The sequence below is a fragment of the Enterobacter cloacae complex sp. 6730903 genome (assembly GCF_048283985.1).
GTDB lineage: Bacteria > Pseudomonadota > Gammaproteobacteria > Enterobacterales > Enterobacteriaceae > Enterobacter > Enterobacter hormaechei_C.
Genome location: NZ_JBLVXX010000008.1, coordinates 85,296 through 102,793, shown reverse-complemented (window position 1 = coordinate 102,793; position 17,498 = coordinate 85,296). Strand labels below are relative to the sequence as shown.

The 17,498-nt window shown below is 54.5% G+C and carries 13 protein-coding genes and 7 tRNA genes; 18 read left to right on the top strand and 2 right to left on the bottom strand.

The features are described from left to right. Nucleotides 1-28: 28 nt before the first annotated feature. Nucleotides 29-1,978 carry a PTS N-acetyl glucosamine transporter subunit IIABC gene (gene nagE, locus ACNQ0W_RS06295; protein ID WP_062932194.1) on the bottom strand — a complete coding sequence of 650 codons (1,950 nt, stop codon included), beginning with the start codon at nt 1,976-1,978 and terminating at the stop codon, nt 29-31. A gap of 325 nt (nt 1,979-2,303) precedes the next feature. Between nagE and nagB the strand changes: the two genes are divergently transcribed. The 12 genes from nagB (at nt 2,304) to ACNQ0W_RS06235 (ending at nt 9,169) form a co-directional block, all read left to right on the top strand. Then, nucleotides 2,304-3,104: a glucosamine-6-phosphate deaminase gene (nagB, locus tag ACNQ0W_RS06290; protein ID WP_003858663.1), complete on the top strand. Its 801-nt coding sequence runs from the start codon at nt 2,304-2,306 to the stop codon at nt 3,102-3,104. Nucleotides 3,105-3,159: 55 nt separating this feature from the next. Beyond that, on the top strand, nt 3,160-4,308 hold the full coding sequence (gene nagA / locus ACNQ0W_RS06285; RefSeq protein WP_062932195.1) for an N-acetylglucosamine-6-phosphate deacetylase: 1,149 nt from the start codon (nt 3,160-3,162) through the stop codon (nt 4,306-4,308). Between the two features lie 8 nt (nt 4,309-4,316). Next, on the top strand, nt 4,317-5,537 hold the full coding sequence (gene nagC, locus ACNQ0W_RS06280) for a DNA-binding transcriptional regulator NagC (protein ID WP_006809613.1): 1,221 nt from the start codon (nt 4,317-4,319) through the stop codon (nt 5,535-5,537). A gap of 45 nt (nt 5,538-5,582) precedes the next feature. Then, nucleotides 5,583-6,335: a ribonucleotide monophosphatase NagD gene (gene nagD, locus ACNQ0W_RS06275; protein ID WP_003858667.1), complete on the top strand. Its 753-nt coding sequence runs from the start codon at nt 5,583-5,585 to the stop codon at nt 6,333-6,335. 250 nt (nt 6,336-6,585) lie between these two features. Beyond that, entirely contained in the window at nt 6,586-8,250 is a 1,665-nt protein-coding gene (asnB, locus tag ACNQ0W_RS06270; protein WP_015571128.1) for an asparagine synthase B, read from the top strand. 225 nt (nt 8,251-8,475) lie between these two features. Beyond that, a tRNA-Met gene (locus ACNQ0W_RS06265) sits at nt 8,476-8,552 on the top strand. Nucleotides 8,553-8,560: 8 nt separating this feature from the next. Next, nucleotides 8,561-8,645 (top strand) — tRNA-Leu (locus tag ACNQ0W_RS06260). Nucleotides 8,646-8,668: 23 nt separating this feature from the next. Next, nucleotides 8,669-8,743: transfer RNA gene (locus tag ACNQ0W_RS06255), tRNA-Gln, on the top strand. A gap of 32 nt (nt 8,744-8,775) precedes the next feature. Continuing rightward, nucleotides 8,776-8,850: transfer RNA gene (locus tag ACNQ0W_RS06250), tRNA-Gln, on the top strand. Nucleotides 8,851-8,867: 17 nt separating this feature from the next. Beyond that, nucleotides 8,868-8,944, top strand: a tRNA-Met gene (locus ACNQ0W_RS06245). Nucleotides 8,945-8,985: 41 nt separating this feature from the next. After that, a tRNA-Gln gene (locus ACNQ0W_RS06240) sits at nt 8,986-9,060 on the top strand. A 34-nt stretch (nt 9,061-9,094) separates the two neighbouring features. Then, nucleotides 9,095-9,169 (top strand) — tRNA-Gln (locus ACNQ0W_RS06235). A gap of 108 nt (nt 9,170-9,277) precedes the next feature. On the opposite strand, the gene ubiF is transcribed toward ACNQ0W_RS06235, so the two are convergent. After that, nucleotides 9,278-10,453 carry a 3-demethoxyubiquinol 3-hydroxylase gene (gene ubiF, locus ACNQ0W_RS06230; RefSeq protein WP_062932196.1) on the bottom strand — a complete coding sequence of 392 codons (1,176 nt, stop codon included), beginning with the start codon at nt 10,451-10,453 and terminating at the stop codon, nt 9,278-9,280. 135 nt (nt 10,454-10,588) lie between these two features. Here ubiF and miaB point away from each other — a divergent pair, with 135 nt between their 5' ends. The 6 genes from miaB (at nt 10,589) to ACNQ0W_RS06200 (ending at nt 17,483) form a co-directional block, all read left to right on the top strand. Then, nucleotides 10,589-12,013, top strand: a complete 1,425-nt coding sequence (gene miaB / locus ACNQ0W_RS06225) for a tRNA (N6-isopentenyl adenosine(37)-C2)-methylthiotransferase MiaB (protein ID WP_047052999.1) — start codon at nt 10,589-10,591, stop codon at nt 12,011-12,013. 163 nt (nt 12,014-12,176) lie between these two features. After that, nucleotides 12,177-13,223: a PhoH family protein gene (locus ACNQ0W_RS06220; RefSeq protein WP_047063366.1), complete on the top strand. Its 1,047-nt coding sequence runs from the start codon at nt 12,177-12,179 to the stop codon at nt 13,221-13,223. Continuing rightward, nucleotides 13,220-13,687, top strand: a complete 468-nt coding sequence (ybeY, locus tag ACNQ0W_RS06215) for an rRNA maturation RNase YbeY (protein WP_003858677.1) — start codon at nt 13,220-13,222, stop codon at nt 13,685-13,687. Before ACNQ0W_RS06220 ends, ybeY begins: the two co-directional genes overlap by 4 nt. Before the next feature lie 84 nt (nt 13,688-13,771). After that, on the top strand, nt 13,772-14,650 hold the full coding sequence (gene corC, locus ACNQ0W_RS06210; RefSeq protein WP_003858679.1) for a CNNM family magnesium/cobalt transport protein CorC: 879 nt from the start codon (nt 13,772-13,774) through the stop codon (nt 14,648-14,650). Nucleotides 14,651-14,655: 5 nt separating this feature from the next. Next, on the top strand, nt 14,656-16,194 hold the full coding sequence (gene lnt / locus ACNQ0W_RS06205; protein ID WP_062932197.1) for an apolipoprotein N-acyltransferase: 1,539 nt from the start codon (nt 14,656-14,658) through the stop codon (nt 16,192-16,194). A gap of 383 nt (nt 16,195-16,577) precedes the next feature. After that, nucleotides 16,578-17,483, top strand: coding sequence for an amino acid ABC transporter substrate-binding protein (locus ACNQ0W_RS06200; protein ID WP_047052994.1), 906 nt, complete (start codon nt 16,578-16,580; stop codon nt 17,481-17,483). Nucleotides 17,484-17,498 lie beyond the last annotated feature (15 nt).

Below are 17,498 nucleotides of genomic sequence, written 5' to 3'. Positions count from 1 at the left end.
CTAAAGGCATAACTCTACTCAGGAGCGATTACTTGCCTTTAATCTCATACAGTGGCGTCTGGCCTGCAACTACCTGCCCCTGCGCCTGGATCACCAGACCGCTGAAGTCGTCGATGTTGCTGCACACTACCGGGCTTATCATGGAGCGCGCGTTGGCATTCAGGAAGTCCAGATCCATTTCCAGAATCGGCTGGCCTGCCGCCACTTCTGCGCCCTCTTCCACCAGGCGAGTAAAGCCCTGACCGTTCAGCGCAACGGTATCGATACCCATATGGACTACGATCTCCGCGCCTTTTTCCGTTTCCAGGCAGAACGCGTGGTTGGTGTTGAAGATTTTCACGATAGTACCGGCTGCCGGAGAGACCACGGTTTTGTCCGTAGGTTTCACCGCCACGCCGTCACCGACCGCTTTGCTGGCGAACGCTTCGTCAGGCACCTGCTCAAGCGCAACAACGTCACCTGTCACCGGAGAAACCAGCGCAGCGATGGTCACCGCGTTTGGCACAGCCTGCGGTTTTGCAACCGGCGCGTCAGCCACTGGCGCGTTATCCGTTGAGGCGGCAGCGACCGGCCCACGGGCAACCACTTTTTTCATTTCATCGCCGATAGATTCGGCTTTCGCACCCACGATTACCTGGATGGTTTGTTTGTTCAGTTTCACCACACCAGACGCACCCAGGCGTTTGCACATTGCATCGCTCACGCGCGCGGAGTCACCTACGGTCAGACGCAGACGGGTAATACAGGCATCGATCGCTTTCAGGTTGTCGGTGCCACCCACAGCGGCAATATAGCTGGTTGCCAGCTGGGTTAAACCTTCTTCGGTATTGCTGTTGGCTTCACTGGTCACAACATCATCTTTCGTATCTTCGCGGCCCGGCGTCTTCAGGTTAAACATACGAATAACCGCGCTGAACAGAACGAAGTAGATAACGAAGAAGATCAGACCCATCACCATCAGCATCCAGACGTTGCTGCTTGCCGCCGGCAGGTTGTACATCAACACATAGTCGATGGCGCCTGCGGAGAAGGAGAAGCCAGCATGGATACCCAGAAGGGTTGCGACGAACAGGCTGATACCGGTCAGGATCGCGTGCATCAGATACAGCAGCGGAGCCAGGAACATGAACAGGAATTCCAGTGGCTCGGTCACGCCGGTCAGGAAGGCGGTGATCGCAACGGACAGCAGCATCCCGCCAACCATTGGGCGACGCGCTTTCGGCGCAGCCAGGTACATTGCCAGCGCCGCGCCAGGCAGACCAAACATCATGATTGGGAAGAAGCCAGACATGAACATGCCCGCGGTGCCGTCGCCTGCGTAGAAGCGGTTGATATCACCGTGGAATACCGCGCCAGCCGCGTTGGTGAACTCACCAATCTGGAACCAGGCGATGGTGTTCAGTACCTGATGCAGACCGGTTGGGATCAGCAGACGGTTAATGAAACCGAAGATGCCCGCGCCCATTGCGCCCGCAGACACGATCCACTCGCCACCCGCATGGATAGCATGCTGCACCGGTGGCCAAACGTAGCCAAAGATGGCGGCGAGGATCAGACAGAAAAAGCCCGTCGCAATCGGCACAAAACGTTTACCGCCGAAGAAGCTCAGGAAGTCAGGAAGTTTGATACCTGCCCAACGGTTGTACACGGCGCCACCGACCAGGCCGGTAATGATACCTGCCAGCACACCCATGTTGATTTCAGGGTTGATGGTTACCATCGCTTTCGTGAGGATGAAGTAACCGACAGCCCCTGCCAGTGCCGCGGCACCAGCGCTGTCTTTTGACCAGCTTGACGCCACACCGATGGCGAAAATCAGCGCCAGGTTGTCAAAAATTGCGCCGCCTGCCTGGGCAATAAACGGCACGTTAAGAAGATCGGGTTGCCCGAATCGCAGCAGCAACGCTGCAACCGGTAGCACGGCGATAGGGAGCTGCAAAGCCCTACCGAGGCGCTGGAAAAAACCTAAAATATTCATCCTATTCCCCCTACGAGACCCTTTGTTAAGACTCGCGCATAAACTATGTTTTTATTGTGTCACGAACGATAGATACAGTTGATGATTCACTGGCAGTGTGAGTGTGTGAAAAATTAATTCGTATCGCAAATTAAACACCTATTTTTTGTGATTATTGTCACCAAATATCGTATTAAACCCTCCCTTTCACTGGCTAACGACGAAAACTTATTTTATCATTCAAAAAATCAAGACGGATTGATCCGGCCTGAAAGGTTCCAGGTTACGCTTAGTTCAGGTTGCACTAATCATCCGCCCACTTTTACTTAAACTTTAGAGGTGAATAATGAGACTGATTCCCCTGGCAACAGCTGAACAAGTCGGAAAATGGGCTGCTCGTCATATCGTTAACCGCATCAACGCGTTCAAACCCACAGCCGATCGTCCTTTCGTTCTCGGTCTTCCAACCGGCGGCACGCCCCTGACCGCGTATAAAGCACTGGTTGAAATGCACAAAGCGGGCCAGGTTAGCTTTAAACACGTTGTGACCTTCAACATGGACGAATATGTCGGCCTGCCAAAGGAACATCCGGAAAGTTACCACAGCTTTATGCACCGTAATTTCTTCGATCACGTTGATATTCCGGCTGAAAACATTAACCTGCTGAATGGAAACGCGCCTGATATTGACGCAGAATGCCGTCAGTATGAAGAAAAAATCCGTTCCTACGGTAAAATCCACCTGTTTATGGGCGGCGTAGGCAACGATGGTCATATCGCGTTCAACGAACCGGCATCTTCACTGGCTTCCCGCACCCGTATTAAAACGCTGACCCATGATACGCGCGTGGCTAACTCCCGCTTCTTTGACGGCGACGTCAATCAGGTGCCTAAATACGCGCTGACCGTAGGCGTGGGCACGCTGCTGGATGCCGAAGAAGTGATGATTCTGGTGCTGGGCGCGGTGAAAGCGCAAGCGCTTCAGGCTGCCGTTGAAGGTAACGTGAACCATATGTGGACGATCAGCTGCTTACAGCTGCATCCAAAAGCGGTTGTCGTGTGTGACGAACCGTCCACCATGGAGCTGAAAGTGAAAACGCTGAAATACTTCAACGAGCTGGAAGCTGAGAACATCAAAGGTCTGTAATTGAATAACCGCCTCTTTTATCAGGGGCGGTCGCTTTTTTTAACCGGGGGTCGATATGTACGCTTTAACCCACGGTCGGATTTATACCGGCCATGAAATTCTGGATGACCATGCGATTGTAATCGCTAATGGCCTGATTGAACGTGTTTGCCCGCTGGCGGAACTGCCGCCGGAGATCGAACAGCGTTCCCTCAATGGAGCAGTAATCTCCCCCGGTTTCATCGACGTACAGCTCAACGGCTGCGGCGGTGTCCAGTTTAACGATACCGCAGAGGCGGTATCGGTTGAAACGCTGGAAATCATGCAAAAAGCCAACGAGAAATCGGGCTGCACCAGCTATCTGCCAACGCTGATCACCAGCAGCGATGACCTGATGAAACAGGGTATCCGCGTCATGCGCGAATACCTGGCAAAACATCCGAATCAGGCGCTGGGCCTGCACCTGGAAGGGCCCTGGCTGAACATGGTCAAGAAAGGCACCCATAACCCGAACTACGTGCGCAAACCGGATGCCGAGCTGGTGGATTACATGTGCGCTAATGCCGATGTGATCACCAAAGTGACGCTGGCGCCGGAAATAACCGGCACGGACGTTATCAGCAAACTGGCCGCCGCCGGGATTGTGGTGTCTGCGGGCCATTCGAACGCGACGCTGAAAGAGGCGAAGGCCGGTTTCCGCGCAGGGATTACGTTTGCCACACACCTTTATAACGCGATGCCCTATATTACTGGCCGCGAACCGGGACTGGTTGGCGCCATTCTGGATGAACCAGACGTCTACTGCGGCATTATCGCCGACGGCTTGCATGTCGATTACACCAACATCCGCAACGCCAAACGCCTGAAAGGCGACAAGCTCTGCCTGGTGACGGATGCTACCGCTCCGGCAGGGGCGAATATTGACCAGTTCATTTTTGCTGGTAAAACAATATACTACCGGAATGGACTGTGTGTGGATGAGAACGGCACGCTGAGCGGTTCTTCTCTGACGATGATCGAAGGGGTACGTAACCTCGTTGAACATTGCGGCATCGCGCTTGAGGAAGTGCTGCGCATGGCCACGCTTTATCCGGCGCGCGCCATTGGCGTTGATAAACAGCTCGGTGGTATTGCGCCAGGTATGGTTGCAAACCTGACGGCGTTCACACACGATTATAAAATTATTAAGACCATCGTTAATGGTAACGAGGTCGTCACTGAGTAAGTAAAAGTATGACACCAGGCGGACAAGCTCAAATCGGTAATGTCGATCTCGTTAAACAGCTTAACAGCGCGGCAGTTTATCGCCTGATTGACCAGCACGGGCCAATCTCACGCATTCAGATAGCCGAACAAAGCCAGCTTGCTCCCGCCAGCGTGACAAAAATTACACGTCAGCTTATTGAGCGCGGCCTGATCAAAGAAGTCGATCAGCAGGCCTCCACCGGGGGCCGCCGCGCGATTTCCATCGTCACGGAAACCCGCAATTTTCAGGCCATTGGCGTTCGCTTAGGACGTCATGACACCACGCTTACGCTCTACGATCTGAGCAGCAAGGCCATTGCCGAAGAACACTACCCCCTTCCTGAGCGCACGCAGGAGACGCTTGAACACGCGTTGCTGAATACCATTGCGCATTTTATCGAAAGCTGTCAGCGCAAGATCCGTGAACTCATCGCCATCTCGGTGATTTTGCCCGGCCTGGTTGACCCGGAAAGCGGCGTTATTCGCTACATGCCGCATATTAAGGTAGAGAACTGGGGGCTGGTTGAGGCGCTGGAAAAGCGCTTCAAGCTGACCTGCTTTGTTGGTCACGATATTCGCTCGCTGGCGCTGGCGGAGCACTACTTTGGTGCGAGCCAGGACTGCGAAGACTCTATTCTGGTGCGCGTTCACCGTGGTACAGGTGCGGGCATCATCTCGAATGGCCGCATTTTTATTGGTCGTAACGGTAACGTAGGCGAGATTGGTCATATCCAGGTGGAACCGCTTGGCGAGCGTTGCCACTGCGGTAACTTTGGCTGTCTTGAAACCGTTGCCGCCAATGCCGCCATTGAACATCGCGTTCGCCATCTGCTGGAGCAGGGTTACCAGAGCCGCGTCACGCTGGACGATTGTAAGATCGGCGCCATCTGCAAAGCGGCAAACAAAGGCGATGCGCTGGCCTGCGAAGTGATCGAACAGGTAGGACGCCACCTGGGTAAGACCATCGCCATTGCCATCAACCTGTTTAATCCGCAAAAAGTGGTAATTGCCGGCGAGATCGTTGAAGCCGAAAAAGTGTTACTGCCCGCAATTGAAGGCTGCATCAATACCCAGGCGCTGAAGGCATTTCGCCAGAATTTGCCGGTGGTGCGATCTACGCTCGATCACCGCTCGGCAATTGGCGCATTCGCGCTGGTAAAACGTGCCATGCTCAACGGGATCCTGCTGCAACATTTGCTGGAATCCTGATCGGACCTTATAGTAACGCCTTCTTTTTTTGATGTCGGATTGTCCATGACCATTAAGAATGTAATTTGTGATATCGACGGCGTGCTGATGCACGACAACGTTGCCGTGCCGGGTGCTGCGGAGTTTCTTCACCGCATCATCGACAAAGGAATGCCACTGGTTCTTCTCACGAACTACCCTTCACAGACTGGTCAGGATCTGGCAAACCGCTTTGCTACCGCAGGCGTCAACGTCCCGGACAGCGTGTTCTATACCTCTGCGATGGCGACCGCGGATTTCCTGAAGCGTCAGGAAGGCAAAAAAGCCTATGTCGTTGGTGAAGGTGCGCTGATCCACGAGCTGTATAAAGCGGGCTTCACCATCACCGACGTGAACCCGGACTTTGTCATCGTGGGCGAAACGCGCTCCTTTAACTGGGAGATGATGCATAAGGCAGCCTACTTTGTCGCCAACGGTGCGCGTTTTATCGCCACCAACCCGGACACGCACGGTCGTGGTTTTTATCCCGCCTGCGGTGCGCTGTGCGCCGGTATCGAAAAAATCTCGGGCCGTAAGCCGTTTGTTGTCGGTAAACCGAGCCCGTGGATCATCCGCGCCGCACTGAATACGATGCAGGCACACTCAGAAGAAACCGTCATTGTGGGCGACAACCTGCGTACCGATATTCTGGCTGGCTTCCAGGCGGGGCTTGAAACCATCCTGGTGCTTTCTGGCGTTTCACAGCTTGATGACATTGATACGATGCCGTTCCGGCCAAGCTGGATTTACCCCTCTGTCGACGAAATCGACGTTATTTGATTCAGAACCACGCCTCAGGGCGTGGTTTTTCATTTCTGCCGTCTGAAAACATCACTTCATCTAACGAAATCAGCCCTTCATTGAGAAATCATCAATAGAATCGCTTAAGACATACTCTTTTTTTAAGATTCGGCAATTGCCATTGCACTTTTTACGTTTTCATCGGTAAAACGCTTGCGCCCCCTCCCACTTTTGCGGCATTTTCATAAGCAAGCAACATCACAACGCAACAGGGTTAACGGAGAAGGTTATGTGTTCTATTTTTGGCGTACTGGATATTAAAACTGACGCGGGCGAACTGCGTAAAAAAGCACTCGAATTGTCCCGCCTGATGCGCCATCGCGGTCCGGACTGGTCAGGCGTTTACGCCAGCGATAAAGCGATTCTGGCTCACGAACGTCTCTCCATTGTTGATGTCAACGCTGGCGCACAGCCGCTGTATAACGAGAAAAAAACGCACGCGCTGGCTGTTAACGGTGAAATTTACAACCATCAGGCGCTGCGCGCCGAGTACGGCGATCGCTACGCGTTTCAGACCGGCTCAGACTGCGAAGTGATCCTGGCGCTATATCAGGAGAAAGGCCCGGAGTTCCTCGACGATCTGCAAGGGATGTTCGCCTTCGCCCTGTACGACAGCGAAAAAGACGCTTACCTGATTGGCCGCGACCATATTGGTATTATCCCGCTGTACATGGGACACGATGAGCACGGCAACTTCTACGTTGCCTCAGAGATGAAAGCCCTGGTACCGGTGTGCCGTACCATCAAAGAGTTCCCGGCAGGTAGCTACCTGTGGAGTAAAGACGGCGAGATCCGCCCGTACTACCAGCGCGACTGGTTTGATTATGAAGCGGTGAAAGACAACGTGACGGACAAAGCCGAACTGCGTCAGGCCCTGGAAGAGTCAGTGAAAAGCCACCTGATGTCAGATGTCCCCTACGGCGTACTGCTCTCCGGCGGTCTGGACTCCTCCGTGATCTCCGCGATCACCAAGAAATTCGCCGCACGTCGCGTGGAAGATCAGGAGCGCTCTGAAGCCTGGTGGCCGCAGCTGCACTCCTTTGCCGTGGGTCTGGAAGGGGCACCTGACCTGAAAGCCGCCCAGGAAGTGGCAAATCATCTCGGCACGGTGCACCATGAAATTCACTTCACCGTACAGGAAGGTCTGGATGCGATCCGCGACGTGATCTATCACATTGAAACCTATGATGTGACCACCATTCGCGCCTCCACGCCGATGTATTTGATGTCGCGGAAGATCAAAGCGATGGGCATCAAGATGGTGCTCTCCGGCGAGGGTTCTGACGAAGTGTTTGGCGGTTACCTCTATTTCCACAAAGCGCCAAACGCCAAAGAGCTGCATGAAGAAACGGTGCGTAAGCTACAGGCGCTGCACATGTTTGACTGCGCGCGCGCCAACAAAGCGATGTCCGCCTGGGGTGTGGAAGCCCGCGTGCCGTTCCTCGATAAGAAATTCCTTGATGTGGCGATGCGCATCAACCCGCAGGACAAAATGTGCGGCAACGGCAAAATGGAGAAACATATCCTGCGTGAATGTTTTGAATCCTACCTGCCGGCGAGCGTGGCGTGGCGTCAGAAAGAGCAGTTCTCGGATGGCGTGGGTTACAGCTGGATCGACACCCTGAAAGAGGTGGCGGCGAAACAGGTTTCTGATCAACAACTGGAAACTGCGAGCTTCCGTTTCCCGTACAACACGCCAGCCTCGAAAGAAGCGTATTTGTATCGTGAGATCTTTGAGGAGCTGTTCCCGGTTCCAAGCGCAGCCGAGTGCGTACCGGGTGGTCCTTCGGTCGCCTGCTCTTCTGCTAAAGCCATTGAATGGGATGAATCCTTCAAAGCGATGAACGATCCGTCAGGACGCGCGGTGGGCGTTCACCAGTCTGCTTATAAATAATGTCCAGACTATAATCAGGCCCTCCGGGGCCTGATTTTTTTGCCTCTCTTTTCTCCGCATAAAATCGATTAATAACCAATAATTGTCGAATATTCGGCCTCGCTGTTCGCAACCTAACCAAACAGTCACATTCCGGCTATTTTCATTGAAAAAGGTGTTGACGCTGCAAGGGTCTATACGCATAATGCGCCCCGCAACGCCGATAAGGTAACGCGAAAAAAAGATGGCTACGTAGCTCAGTTGGTTAGAGCACATCACTCATAATGATGGGGTCACAGGTTCGAATCCCGTCGTAGCCACCATCTTTTTTGCGGGAGTGGCGAAATTGGTAGACGCACCAGATTTAGGTTCTGGCGCCGCAAGGTGTGCGAGTTCAAGTCTCGCCTCCCGCACCATTCCCAGGTAAGCGTTGCACGGATGGGGTATCGCCAAGCGGTAAGGCACCGGTTTTTGATACCGGCATTCCCTGGTTCGAATCCAGGTACCCCAGCCATATTTCTTCGATTATGCGGTTCTCCGCGGTATTGGGGTATCGCCAAGCGGTAAGGCACCGGTTTTTGATACCGGCATTCCCTGGTTCGAATCCAGGTACCCCAGCCATCGAAGATTGCAGTACTGGCTACGTAGCTCAGTTGGTTAGAGCACATCACTCATAATGATGGGGTCACAGGTTCGAATCCCGTCGTAGCCACCATATTTATGTTATCGAATACGATTCGGTAAACTGAACATTGTTGGGGTATCGCCAAGCGGTAAGGCACCGGATTCTGATTCCGGCATTCCGAGGTTCGAATCCTCGTACCCCAGCCACTTTAAAGTCGTTAAGCAGTTTGTTTAACGCAATTGGGGTGTCGCCAAGCGGTAAGGCTCTGGTTTCTGATACCAGCATTCCGGGGTTCGAATCCCTGCACCCCAGCCACTTAAAACAAACAAGCCCGCTCTGCGGGCTTTTTTGTTTTTGTTGCTCAGAATAGTGCGGCCTGATGCCCTCACCCTAACCCTCTCCCACGGGGAGAGGGAATAAAGATCAGAGTCCGAGGGCGTATTTCAGGGCCTGACGCTTCAGCCCACCGGCACGCTCCGCTGCCATCAATCCAATATTGCGCACTATACGCACCGGACCAACATCATTGCTGAACCCGGCATAGAACAGATCCATCCCCGACTGCATAATGAAGTTATCCGCCATGCGGCGCGTCTGGTAGCGCTTCAGTACCTGAAGGCTGGCCCAGGCTTCCGCGTGGGCGCGAGCGTTCCCCAGCACATCCAGTAACGCATCGACGTCACGGTATCCCAGATTCACCCCCTGCCCCGCCAGCGGATGAATGGTGTGCGCCGCATCTCCCACCAGCACCAGTCCTTCACGGGCATACTGCAACGCATGGCGTCGCATCAGCGGGAATGCGCCGGCGGCAACCGGGGTCACGTTGCCCAGACGGCTCGGGAAGTGCTGGCGGATTTCGCGCTGCAACTGATCCATGGACAGCCCCTGCAACTGTCGAATGCGCGCCGGTTTGTCGTACCACACCAGCGAAGCCCAGTTATCAAACAGCGGTAAGAATGCATGCGGGCCGTTCGGCGTAAAATGCTGCCAGGTGCTTTCGCCCGGCGCGTTTTCTGACTGCACGGTGATCAGCATGCAGGACTGCTGGTACTGCCAGGCATGGATCCCAATGCCTGCCATCTGCCTGACCTGCGAGTTCGCGCCATCCGCCCCCACCACCAGCTTCACGGCCAGCTCATCGTCGTTATCCAGCGTCAGGAGATACCCGCCCTCATGACGATGCAGGCCTTTCAGCGAGTCCGGAACGCGCAGCGTCACCTTCGGGTGCGCCTCCAGCGCCTGCCAGAGTGCCTGCTGGAGCACGTTGTTTTCCACCATATAACCCAGGCGCGGCAGTTTCAGCTCGGCGGCATCAAACGACACGTGAGCATTTTCCCACTCCCAGGTTTCAAGACGGCTGTAAGGGTGCGCGCGCATCGCCAGCACCGCCTCCCAGACGCCCAGCCCGCGAAGCAGATCAACAGAGGCCGCGCTGATGGCGGAAATACGCACGTCCGGTTGGCTGGCAGGATCGAATGCCGGCGGAGCCGCCTGTTCAATAACGGTTACGTCAAATCCCTGCTGCGCCAGCCCCAGCGCCAGTGCGCCGCCGACCATACCGCCGCCAACAACGGCAACTTCGGTGTTCAGGAGTGTCATGGTCACTATTCCTTATTGAAGAATACCTTAAGTTTACCGGATTTTTGCGGCCCTGAGGTTGACAACCTTCATACTGGTCACAACCGCACCAAAGCATTACAATACGCGGCTTGCAATCCTGAGCTGAGCAAGTCGATGACTAAAAAACTCCATATAAAAACCTGGGGCTGTCAGATGAACGAATACGATTCATCGAAGATGGCCGATCTGCTGGATACCACCCACGGATACCAGCTGACTGAAAATGCGAAAGAAGCCGATGTGCTGCTGCTGAACACCTGTTCAATTCGTGAAAAAGCACAGGAAAAAGTCTTTCATGTGTTAGGCCGCTGGAAGCTTCTCAAACGGAAAAATCCGGACCTGATCATTGGCGTGGGTGGCTGCGTCGCATCGCAGGAAGGTAAGCTGATCCGCCAGAGAGCCCCCTATGTGGATATCGTTTTTGGCCCTCAGACCCTGCACCGCCTGCCAGAGATGATTAATCAGGTTCGCGGCAGCCGTAGCCCGGTGGTTGACGTGAGCTTCCCGGAGATCGAGAAATTTGACCGTCTGCCAGAGCCGCGCGCTGATGGCCCGACCGCCTTCGTCTCCATCATGGAAGGCTGCAACAAATACTGTACTTACTGCGTGGTGCCTTATACCCGCGGCGAAGAAGTGAGCCGCCCGGCAGACGATATCCTGTTTGAAATCGCGCAGCTTGCCGCGCAGGGTGTTCGTGAAGTGAACCTGCTGGGCCAGAACGTGAACGCCTGGCGCGGGGAAAACTACGACGGCACCACCGGCAGCTTTGCTGAACTGCTGCGTCTGGTGGCGGCGATTGACGGCATCGACCGCATTCGCTTTACCACCAGCCATCCGATGGAATTTACCGACGACATTATTGACGTCTATCGCGATACGCCAGAGCTGGTGAGCTTCCTGCACCTGCCGATCCAGTGCGGCTCTGACCGCGTGCTGAACCTGATGGGGCGTCCACATACGGTGCTGGAGTATAAGTCCACCATCCGCAAGCTGCGTGAAGCGCGCCCGGATATCCAGATTAGCTCCGACTTTATCGTCGGCTTCCCTGGCGAAACCGCTGATGACTTCGAGCGCACCATGAAGCTCATCGGCGAGGTGAATTTCGACGTCAGCTACAGCTTCATCTTCTCTGCGCGCCCGGGCACTCCGGCGGCCGATATGGTTGACGATGTGCCGGAAGAAGAGAAAAAGCAGCGTCTGTATATTCTACAGGAGCGTATCAACCAGCAGGCCAACGCCTGGAGTCGTCGTATGCTCGGCACTGTCCAGCGTATTCTGGTGGAAGGTACTTCCCGTAAGAGCATCATGGAACTGTCTGGTCGAACCGAAAATAACCGCGTGGTGAATTTTGAAGGCACCCCGGACATGATCGGTAAGTTTGTGGACGTCGAGATTGTTGAAGTGCTCACGAACTCGCTGCGCGGGAAGGTGGTACGCACTGAGGACGAAATGGGTCTGCGTATTGCCGAGACGCCTGAGTCCGTTATCTCCCGCACCCGCAAAGTCAACGATTCTGGCGTAGGTATTTACCAGCCGTGATCTTCCTGGCCTGCCTGTCCGGCAGGCCTTGTATTTCCTCTCATCACCCCCAATATCTACCGCAACGCTTGCGCCTTTATTCTGTGGCGTGAATAATTTCGGTAATGACCGTTTTATTACGCCGTGTGGCGGCGAGTCAGTTAACTACTCAAAGAGGAACAGTTTGAACATAGATACGCGTGAAATTAGCCTAACGCCCGCAGACAACGCTCGCCTGCTGAGCCTGTGCGGGCCGTTTGATGACAACATCAAACAACTTGAGCGACGTCTGGGTATCGAAATCAATCGTCGCGATAACCATTTCAAACTCACCGGACGCCCAATCTGCGTCAACGCCGCGGCGGATATTCTCCGCAGCCTGTATGTTGATACCGCCCCGATGCGCGGTGAGATCCAGGATATTGAACCTGAACAGATTCACCTGGCCATCAAAGAGGCACGCGTGCTTGAGCAGAGCGCAGAAAGCGTGCCGGACTATGGCAAAGCCATCAACATCAAAACTAAACGCGGCGTGATTAAGCCTCGAACCCCGAATCAGGCGCAGTACATTGCCAACATTCTCGACCATGACATCACCTTCGGCGTGGGCCCGGCGGGTACGGGTAAAACCTATCTGGCCGTTGCTGCTGCGGTTGATGCGCTTGAGCGTCAGGAGATCCGCCGTATCCTGCTGACCCGCCCTGCGGTTGAAGCCGGTGAGAAACTCGGCTTCCTGCCAGGCGATTTAAGTCAGAAAGTGGACCCCTACCTGCGCCCGCTGTATGACGCGCTATTCGAAATGCTCGGCTTCGAGAAAGTTGAAAAGCTCATCGAGCGTAACGTGATTGAAGTGGCCCCGCTCGCCTACATGCGTGGCCGTACGCTTAACGACGCGTTCATCATTCTGGATGAGAGCCAGAACACCACTATCGAACAGATGAAGATGTTCCTGACGCGTATTGGCTTTAACTCGAAAGCGGTTATCACCGGTGACGTCACCCAGATTGACCTGCCGCGTAACACCAAATCGGGTCTGCGTCACGCCATCGAAGTCCTGGCCGAGGTAGAGGAAATCAGCTTTAACTTCTTCCACAGTGAAGACGTGGTACGCCACCCGGTGGTCGCGCGTATCGTTAACGCTTATGAGGCCTGGGAAGAGGCAGATCAGAAGCGCAGGGCCGAACTGGCCGCAGAACGTAAGCGCGAAGCGCAGGAGCATGAACAGAAATGAGTCAGGTGATCCTCGATTTACAGCTGGCCTGTGAAGATAATTCCGGCATGCCAGAAGAGGCACAGTTTCAGAAATGGCTGGATGCCGTTATCCCCCAGTTTCAGGAAGAATCAGAGGTCACGATTCGCCTGGTGGATGAAGCAGAAAGCCATGAGCTCAACCTGACCTACCGCGGGAAAGATAAGCCGACCAACGTGCTCTCTTTCCCGTTCGAAGCCCCTCCGGGCATTGAGATGCCGCTGCTGGGCGATCTGATCATCTGCCGTCAGGTGGTTGAGCAGGAAGCCAAAGAGCAGCAAAAGCCGCTGGAAGCGCACTGGGCACACATGGTGGTGCACGGTAGCCTGCATCTTCTGGGTTACGACCATATTGAAGATGACGAAGCGGAAGAGATGGAATCCCTCGAGACAGAGATAATGCTTGCTCTGGGCTATGAGGATCCGTACATTGCCGAGAAAGAATAGTCAGTCACTGACTACCATGCCGCCGCGCAGGGACATAGCGCGGCGGTTAACGTTGAACTAACAAGAGAACCCTTAACAAACGCCATGAGCGACGACAATTCACACAGTAGCGACACGACAACCACTAAAAAGGGATTTTTCTCCCTCATTCTGAACCAGCTTTTCCACGGCGAACCAAAAAACCGTGATGAACTGCTGGAGCTGATTCGTGATTCCGGGCAGAACGACCTTATCGACGAAGATACGCGCGAAATGCTCGAAGGGGTGATGGACATCGCCGACCAGCGCGTCCGCGACATCATGATCCCCCGCTCGCAGATGATTACCCTGAAACGCAACCAGACGCTGGACGAGTGCCTCGATGTGATTATCGAATCGGCTCACTCACGTTTCCCGGTCATCAGCGAAGACAAAGATCACATTGAAGGGATTTTGATGGCGAAAGATCTGCTGCCGTTTATGCGCAGCGATGCTGAAGCCTTCAGTATGGAAAAGGTGTTACGCCCGGCCGTGGTTGTGCCGGAAAGTAAACGTGTGGATCGGATGCTGAAGGAGTTTCGCTCCCAGCGCTATCACATGGCGATTGTTATTGATGAATTTGGTGGCGTTTCCGGTCTGGTCACAATCGAAGACATCCTTGAGCTGATCGTGGGCGAAATCGAAGATGAGTATGACGAAGAAGAGGATATCGACTTCCGTCAGCTGAGCCGCCACACCTGGACCGTGCGCGCGCTGGCCTCCATTGAAGACTTCAACGACACCTTTGGCACCAGCTTCAGCGATGAAGAAGTGGACACCATTGGTGGTCTGGTGATGCAGGCCTTCGGCCATCTTCCGGCCCGCGGTGAAACCGTTGACATCGATGGTTACCAGTTCAAGGTCGCAATGGCTGACAGCCGACGTATTATTCAGGTTCATGTCAGAATGCCGGACGACTCACCGGTGCCAAAACTGGAAGATTAATGTAAATGGCATTTGCCCCACTCTTTGAACGCCAGCGCGTCCGTTTGCTGCTGGCGCTGTTACTCGGAGCCAGCGGTACGCTGGCTTTTTCTCCTTACGATATCTGGCCGGCCGCTATTCTCTCCCTGATGGGGCTACAGGGTCTTACCCTGAACCGCCGTCCGGTACAGGCCGCGGCCATTGGCTACTTCTGGGGGCTGGGGCTGTTTGGCTCTGGTATCAACTGGGTCTACGTCAGTATCGCGCAATTTGGCGGAATGCCGGGGCCGGTTAACGTCTTCCTGGTTGTGCTGCTCGCCGCCTATCTCTCGCTCTACACCGGCCTGTTCGCGGGCATCCTCTCTCGCCTGTGGCCAAAAACGACCTGGCTGCGCGTGGCGATAGCGGCACCCGTTGTCTGGCAAATCACCGAATTTCTGCGCGGCTGGGTACTGACCGGTTTCCCGTGGTTGCAGTTCGGCTATAGCCAGGTAGACGGCCCGCTGAAAGGCCTGGCCCCGGTCATGGGCGTGGAGGCGATCAACTTCCTGCTCATGGCGGTCAGCGGCCTTCTGGTGCTGGCTCTGGTGACACGTAACTGGAAGCCGCTGGTTGCCGCGTTAATCCTGTTTGCCCTGCCCTTCCCGCTGCGTTATATCCAGTGGTTTACGCTGGAGCCCGCGCGCGCCACGCAGGTTTCTCTGGTCCAGGGCGATATCCCGCAGTCCCTGAAATGGGATGAGAATCAGCTGCTGAACACGCTGAAAATCTACGCCAACGCCACTGAAAAGGTGATGGGCAAATCGCAGCTCATCATCTGGCCTGAGTCTGCGATCCCGGACCTGGAGATCAATCAGCAGCCCTTCCTGAAGATGATGGACGATCTGCTGCGCGCGCGCGGCAGTACGCTGATCACCGGAATTGTGGATGCACGTCTGAATCAGCAGAACCGCTATGACACGTACAACACGATCATTACACTCGGTAAGGACAGCGAATACAGCTATACCTCCACCAATCGCTACAACAAAAACCACCTTGTACCGTTTGGCGAATTTGTTCCGCTGGAGTCTATTCTGCGCCCACTGGCACCGTTCTTTGATTTGCCGATGTCCTCATTCAGCCGGGGTCCTTACGTTCAGCCGCAGCTGCATGCGCACGGTTTTGCCCTGACGGCCGCCATTTGCTACGAGATTATCCTCGGCGAGCAGGTGCGCGATAATTTCCGCCCGGACACCGACTATCTGCTGACCATCTCAAACGATGCGTGGTTCGGTAAATCGATTGGCCCGTGGCAGCACTTCCAGATGGCGCGAATGCGTTCTCTGGAGCTGGCGCGTCCGTTGCTGCGCAGCACCAATAACGGCATTACCGCCGTGATTGGTCCGCAGGGGGAAATCCAGGCCATGATCCCGCAGTTTACCCGTGAAGTGTTGACCACTAACGTCACGCCAACTACCGGGCTTACGCCTTACGCGCGCACCGGGAACTGGCCGCTGTGGATTTTGACCGTGCTGTTCGGCTTTGGCGCCGTACTGATGAGCCTGCGTCAGCGTCGTAAATAACCTTACCTTCTGTTGCCGGGTGGCGGCTACGCCTTACCCGGCCAACTTTCCGGCACCGCCGCCACCCAACAATTTCCTCCCAAACTGCAATTCTGGCACGCCTGTTGCTTTATTTATTCACGCAAACGCTGTCTGGCTTAACGTGCAACCTTGTCGCACCAGCGTAGATCATCGGTAGCACCGAAAAGGTGCAACGAGGGATTATTGCCTCTGAATGGTGCGGCGCGCTTCGCAAAAATAAACAATAACGCAGCAAAATCTTTACATTAAGCCAGACTAAATGTTAACAAGCTTGCATAACACTGCACTCGCATTGCGCGAGATATAACAACATCACAATGGGTATCTATGCGTCACTGGCGCTGATAAGAAAGGAGTTGGGTATGCAATTACGTAAACTGGCCACAGCAATGCTGGTTATGGGAATGTCTGCGGGGGTTGTCCACGCTGAAGACGCTCCGGCAGCAGGAAGCACTCTCGACAAGATTGCCAAAAACGGCGTGATCGTGGTCGGCCACCGTGAATCTTCTGTCCCGTTCTCTTACTACGACAACACGCAAAAAGTCGTGGGCTATTCACAGGATTACTCCAACGCCATCGTTGAAGCCGTGAAGAAAAAGCTGAACAAACCTGACCTGCAAGTGAAGCTGATCCCCATCACTTCACAAAACCGTATTCCTCTGCTGCAAAACGGCACATTTGATTTTGAATGTGGCTCAACCACCAACAACCTTGAGCGTCAGAAACAGGCCGCTTTCTCGAACACCATCTTCGTTGTGGGCACCCGCCTGCTGACGAAGAAAGGCGGCGATATCAAAGATTTTGCTGACCTGAAAGGCAAAGCGGTTGTCGTGACCTCCGGTACCACGTCCGAAGTGCTGCTGCACAAGCTGAACGACGAGAAGAAAATGGACATGCGCATCATCAGCGCGAAAGACCATGGCGACTCCTTCCGTACCCTGGAAAGCGGCCGTGCTGTTGCGTTTATGATGGATGACGCCCTGCTGGCAGGCGAGCGCGCGAAAGCGAAGAAACCAGACAACTGGGAAATCGTCGGTACCGCCCAGTCGAAAGAAGCCTACGGCTGTATGCTGCGTAAAGGTGACGAGGACTTCAAGAAACTGATCGATGACACCATCGCTCAGGCGCAAACCTCTGGCGAAGCGGCAAAATGGTTCGACAAATGGTTCAAAAACCCAATTCCACCAAAAAACCTGAACATGAACTTTGAACTGTCTGACGACATGAAAGCGCTGTTCAAATCACCAAACGACAAAGCTCTTAACTAATTAGAACGACAGGGG

What these genes read in the sequence shown, in the direction of transcription:
- miaB (WP_047052999.1), top strand. Translation starts at nt 10,589, where the DNA reads ATGACTAAAAAACTCCATATAAAAACCTGGGGCTGTCAGATGAACGAA.
- lnt (WP_062932197.1), top strand. Translation starts at nt 14,656, where the DNA reads ATGGCATTTGCCCCACTCTTTGAACGCCAGCGCGTCCGTTTGCTGCTG.
- nagE (WP_062932194.1), bottom strand. Translation starts at nt 1,978, where the DNA reads ATGAATATTTTAGGTTTTTTCCAGCGCCTCGGTAGGGCTTTGCAGCTC.
- nagB (WP_003858663.1), top strand. Translation starts at nt 2,304, where the DNA reads ATGAGACTGATTCCCCTGGCAACAGCTGAACAAGTCGGAAAATGGGCT.
- nagA (WP_062932195.1), top strand. Translation starts at nt 3,160, where the DNA reads ATGTACGCTTTAACCCACGGTCGGATTTATACCGGCCATGAAATTCTG.
- asnB (WP_015571128.1), top strand. Translation starts at nt 6,586, where the DNA reads ATGTGTTCTATTTTTGGCGTACTGGATATTAAAACTGACGCGGGCGAA.
- ACNQ0W_RS06200 (WP_047052994.1), top strand. Translation starts at nt 16,578, where the DNA reads ATGCAATTACGTAAACTGGCCACAGCAATGCTGGTTATGGGAATGTCT.
- nagD (WP_003858667.1), top strand. Translation starts at nt 5,583, where the DNA reads ATGACCATTAAGAATGTAATTTGTGATATCGACGGCGTGCTGATGCAC.
- nagC (WP_006809613.1), top strand. Translation starts at nt 4,317, where the DNA reads ATGACACCAGGCGGACAAGCTCAAATCGGTAATGTCGATCTCGTTAAA.
- ybeY (WP_003858677.1), top strand. Translation starts at nt 13,220, where the DNA reads ATGAGTCAGGTGATCCTCGATTTACAGCTGGCCTGTGAAGATAATTCC.
- ubiF (WP_062932196.1), bottom strand. Translation starts at nt 10,453, where the DNA reads ATGACACTCCTGAACACCGAAGTTGCCGTTGTTGGCGGCGGTATGGTC.
- corC (WP_003858679.1), top strand. Translation starts at nt 13,772, where the DNA reads ATGAGCGACGACAATTCACACAGTAGCGACACGACAACCACTAAAAAG.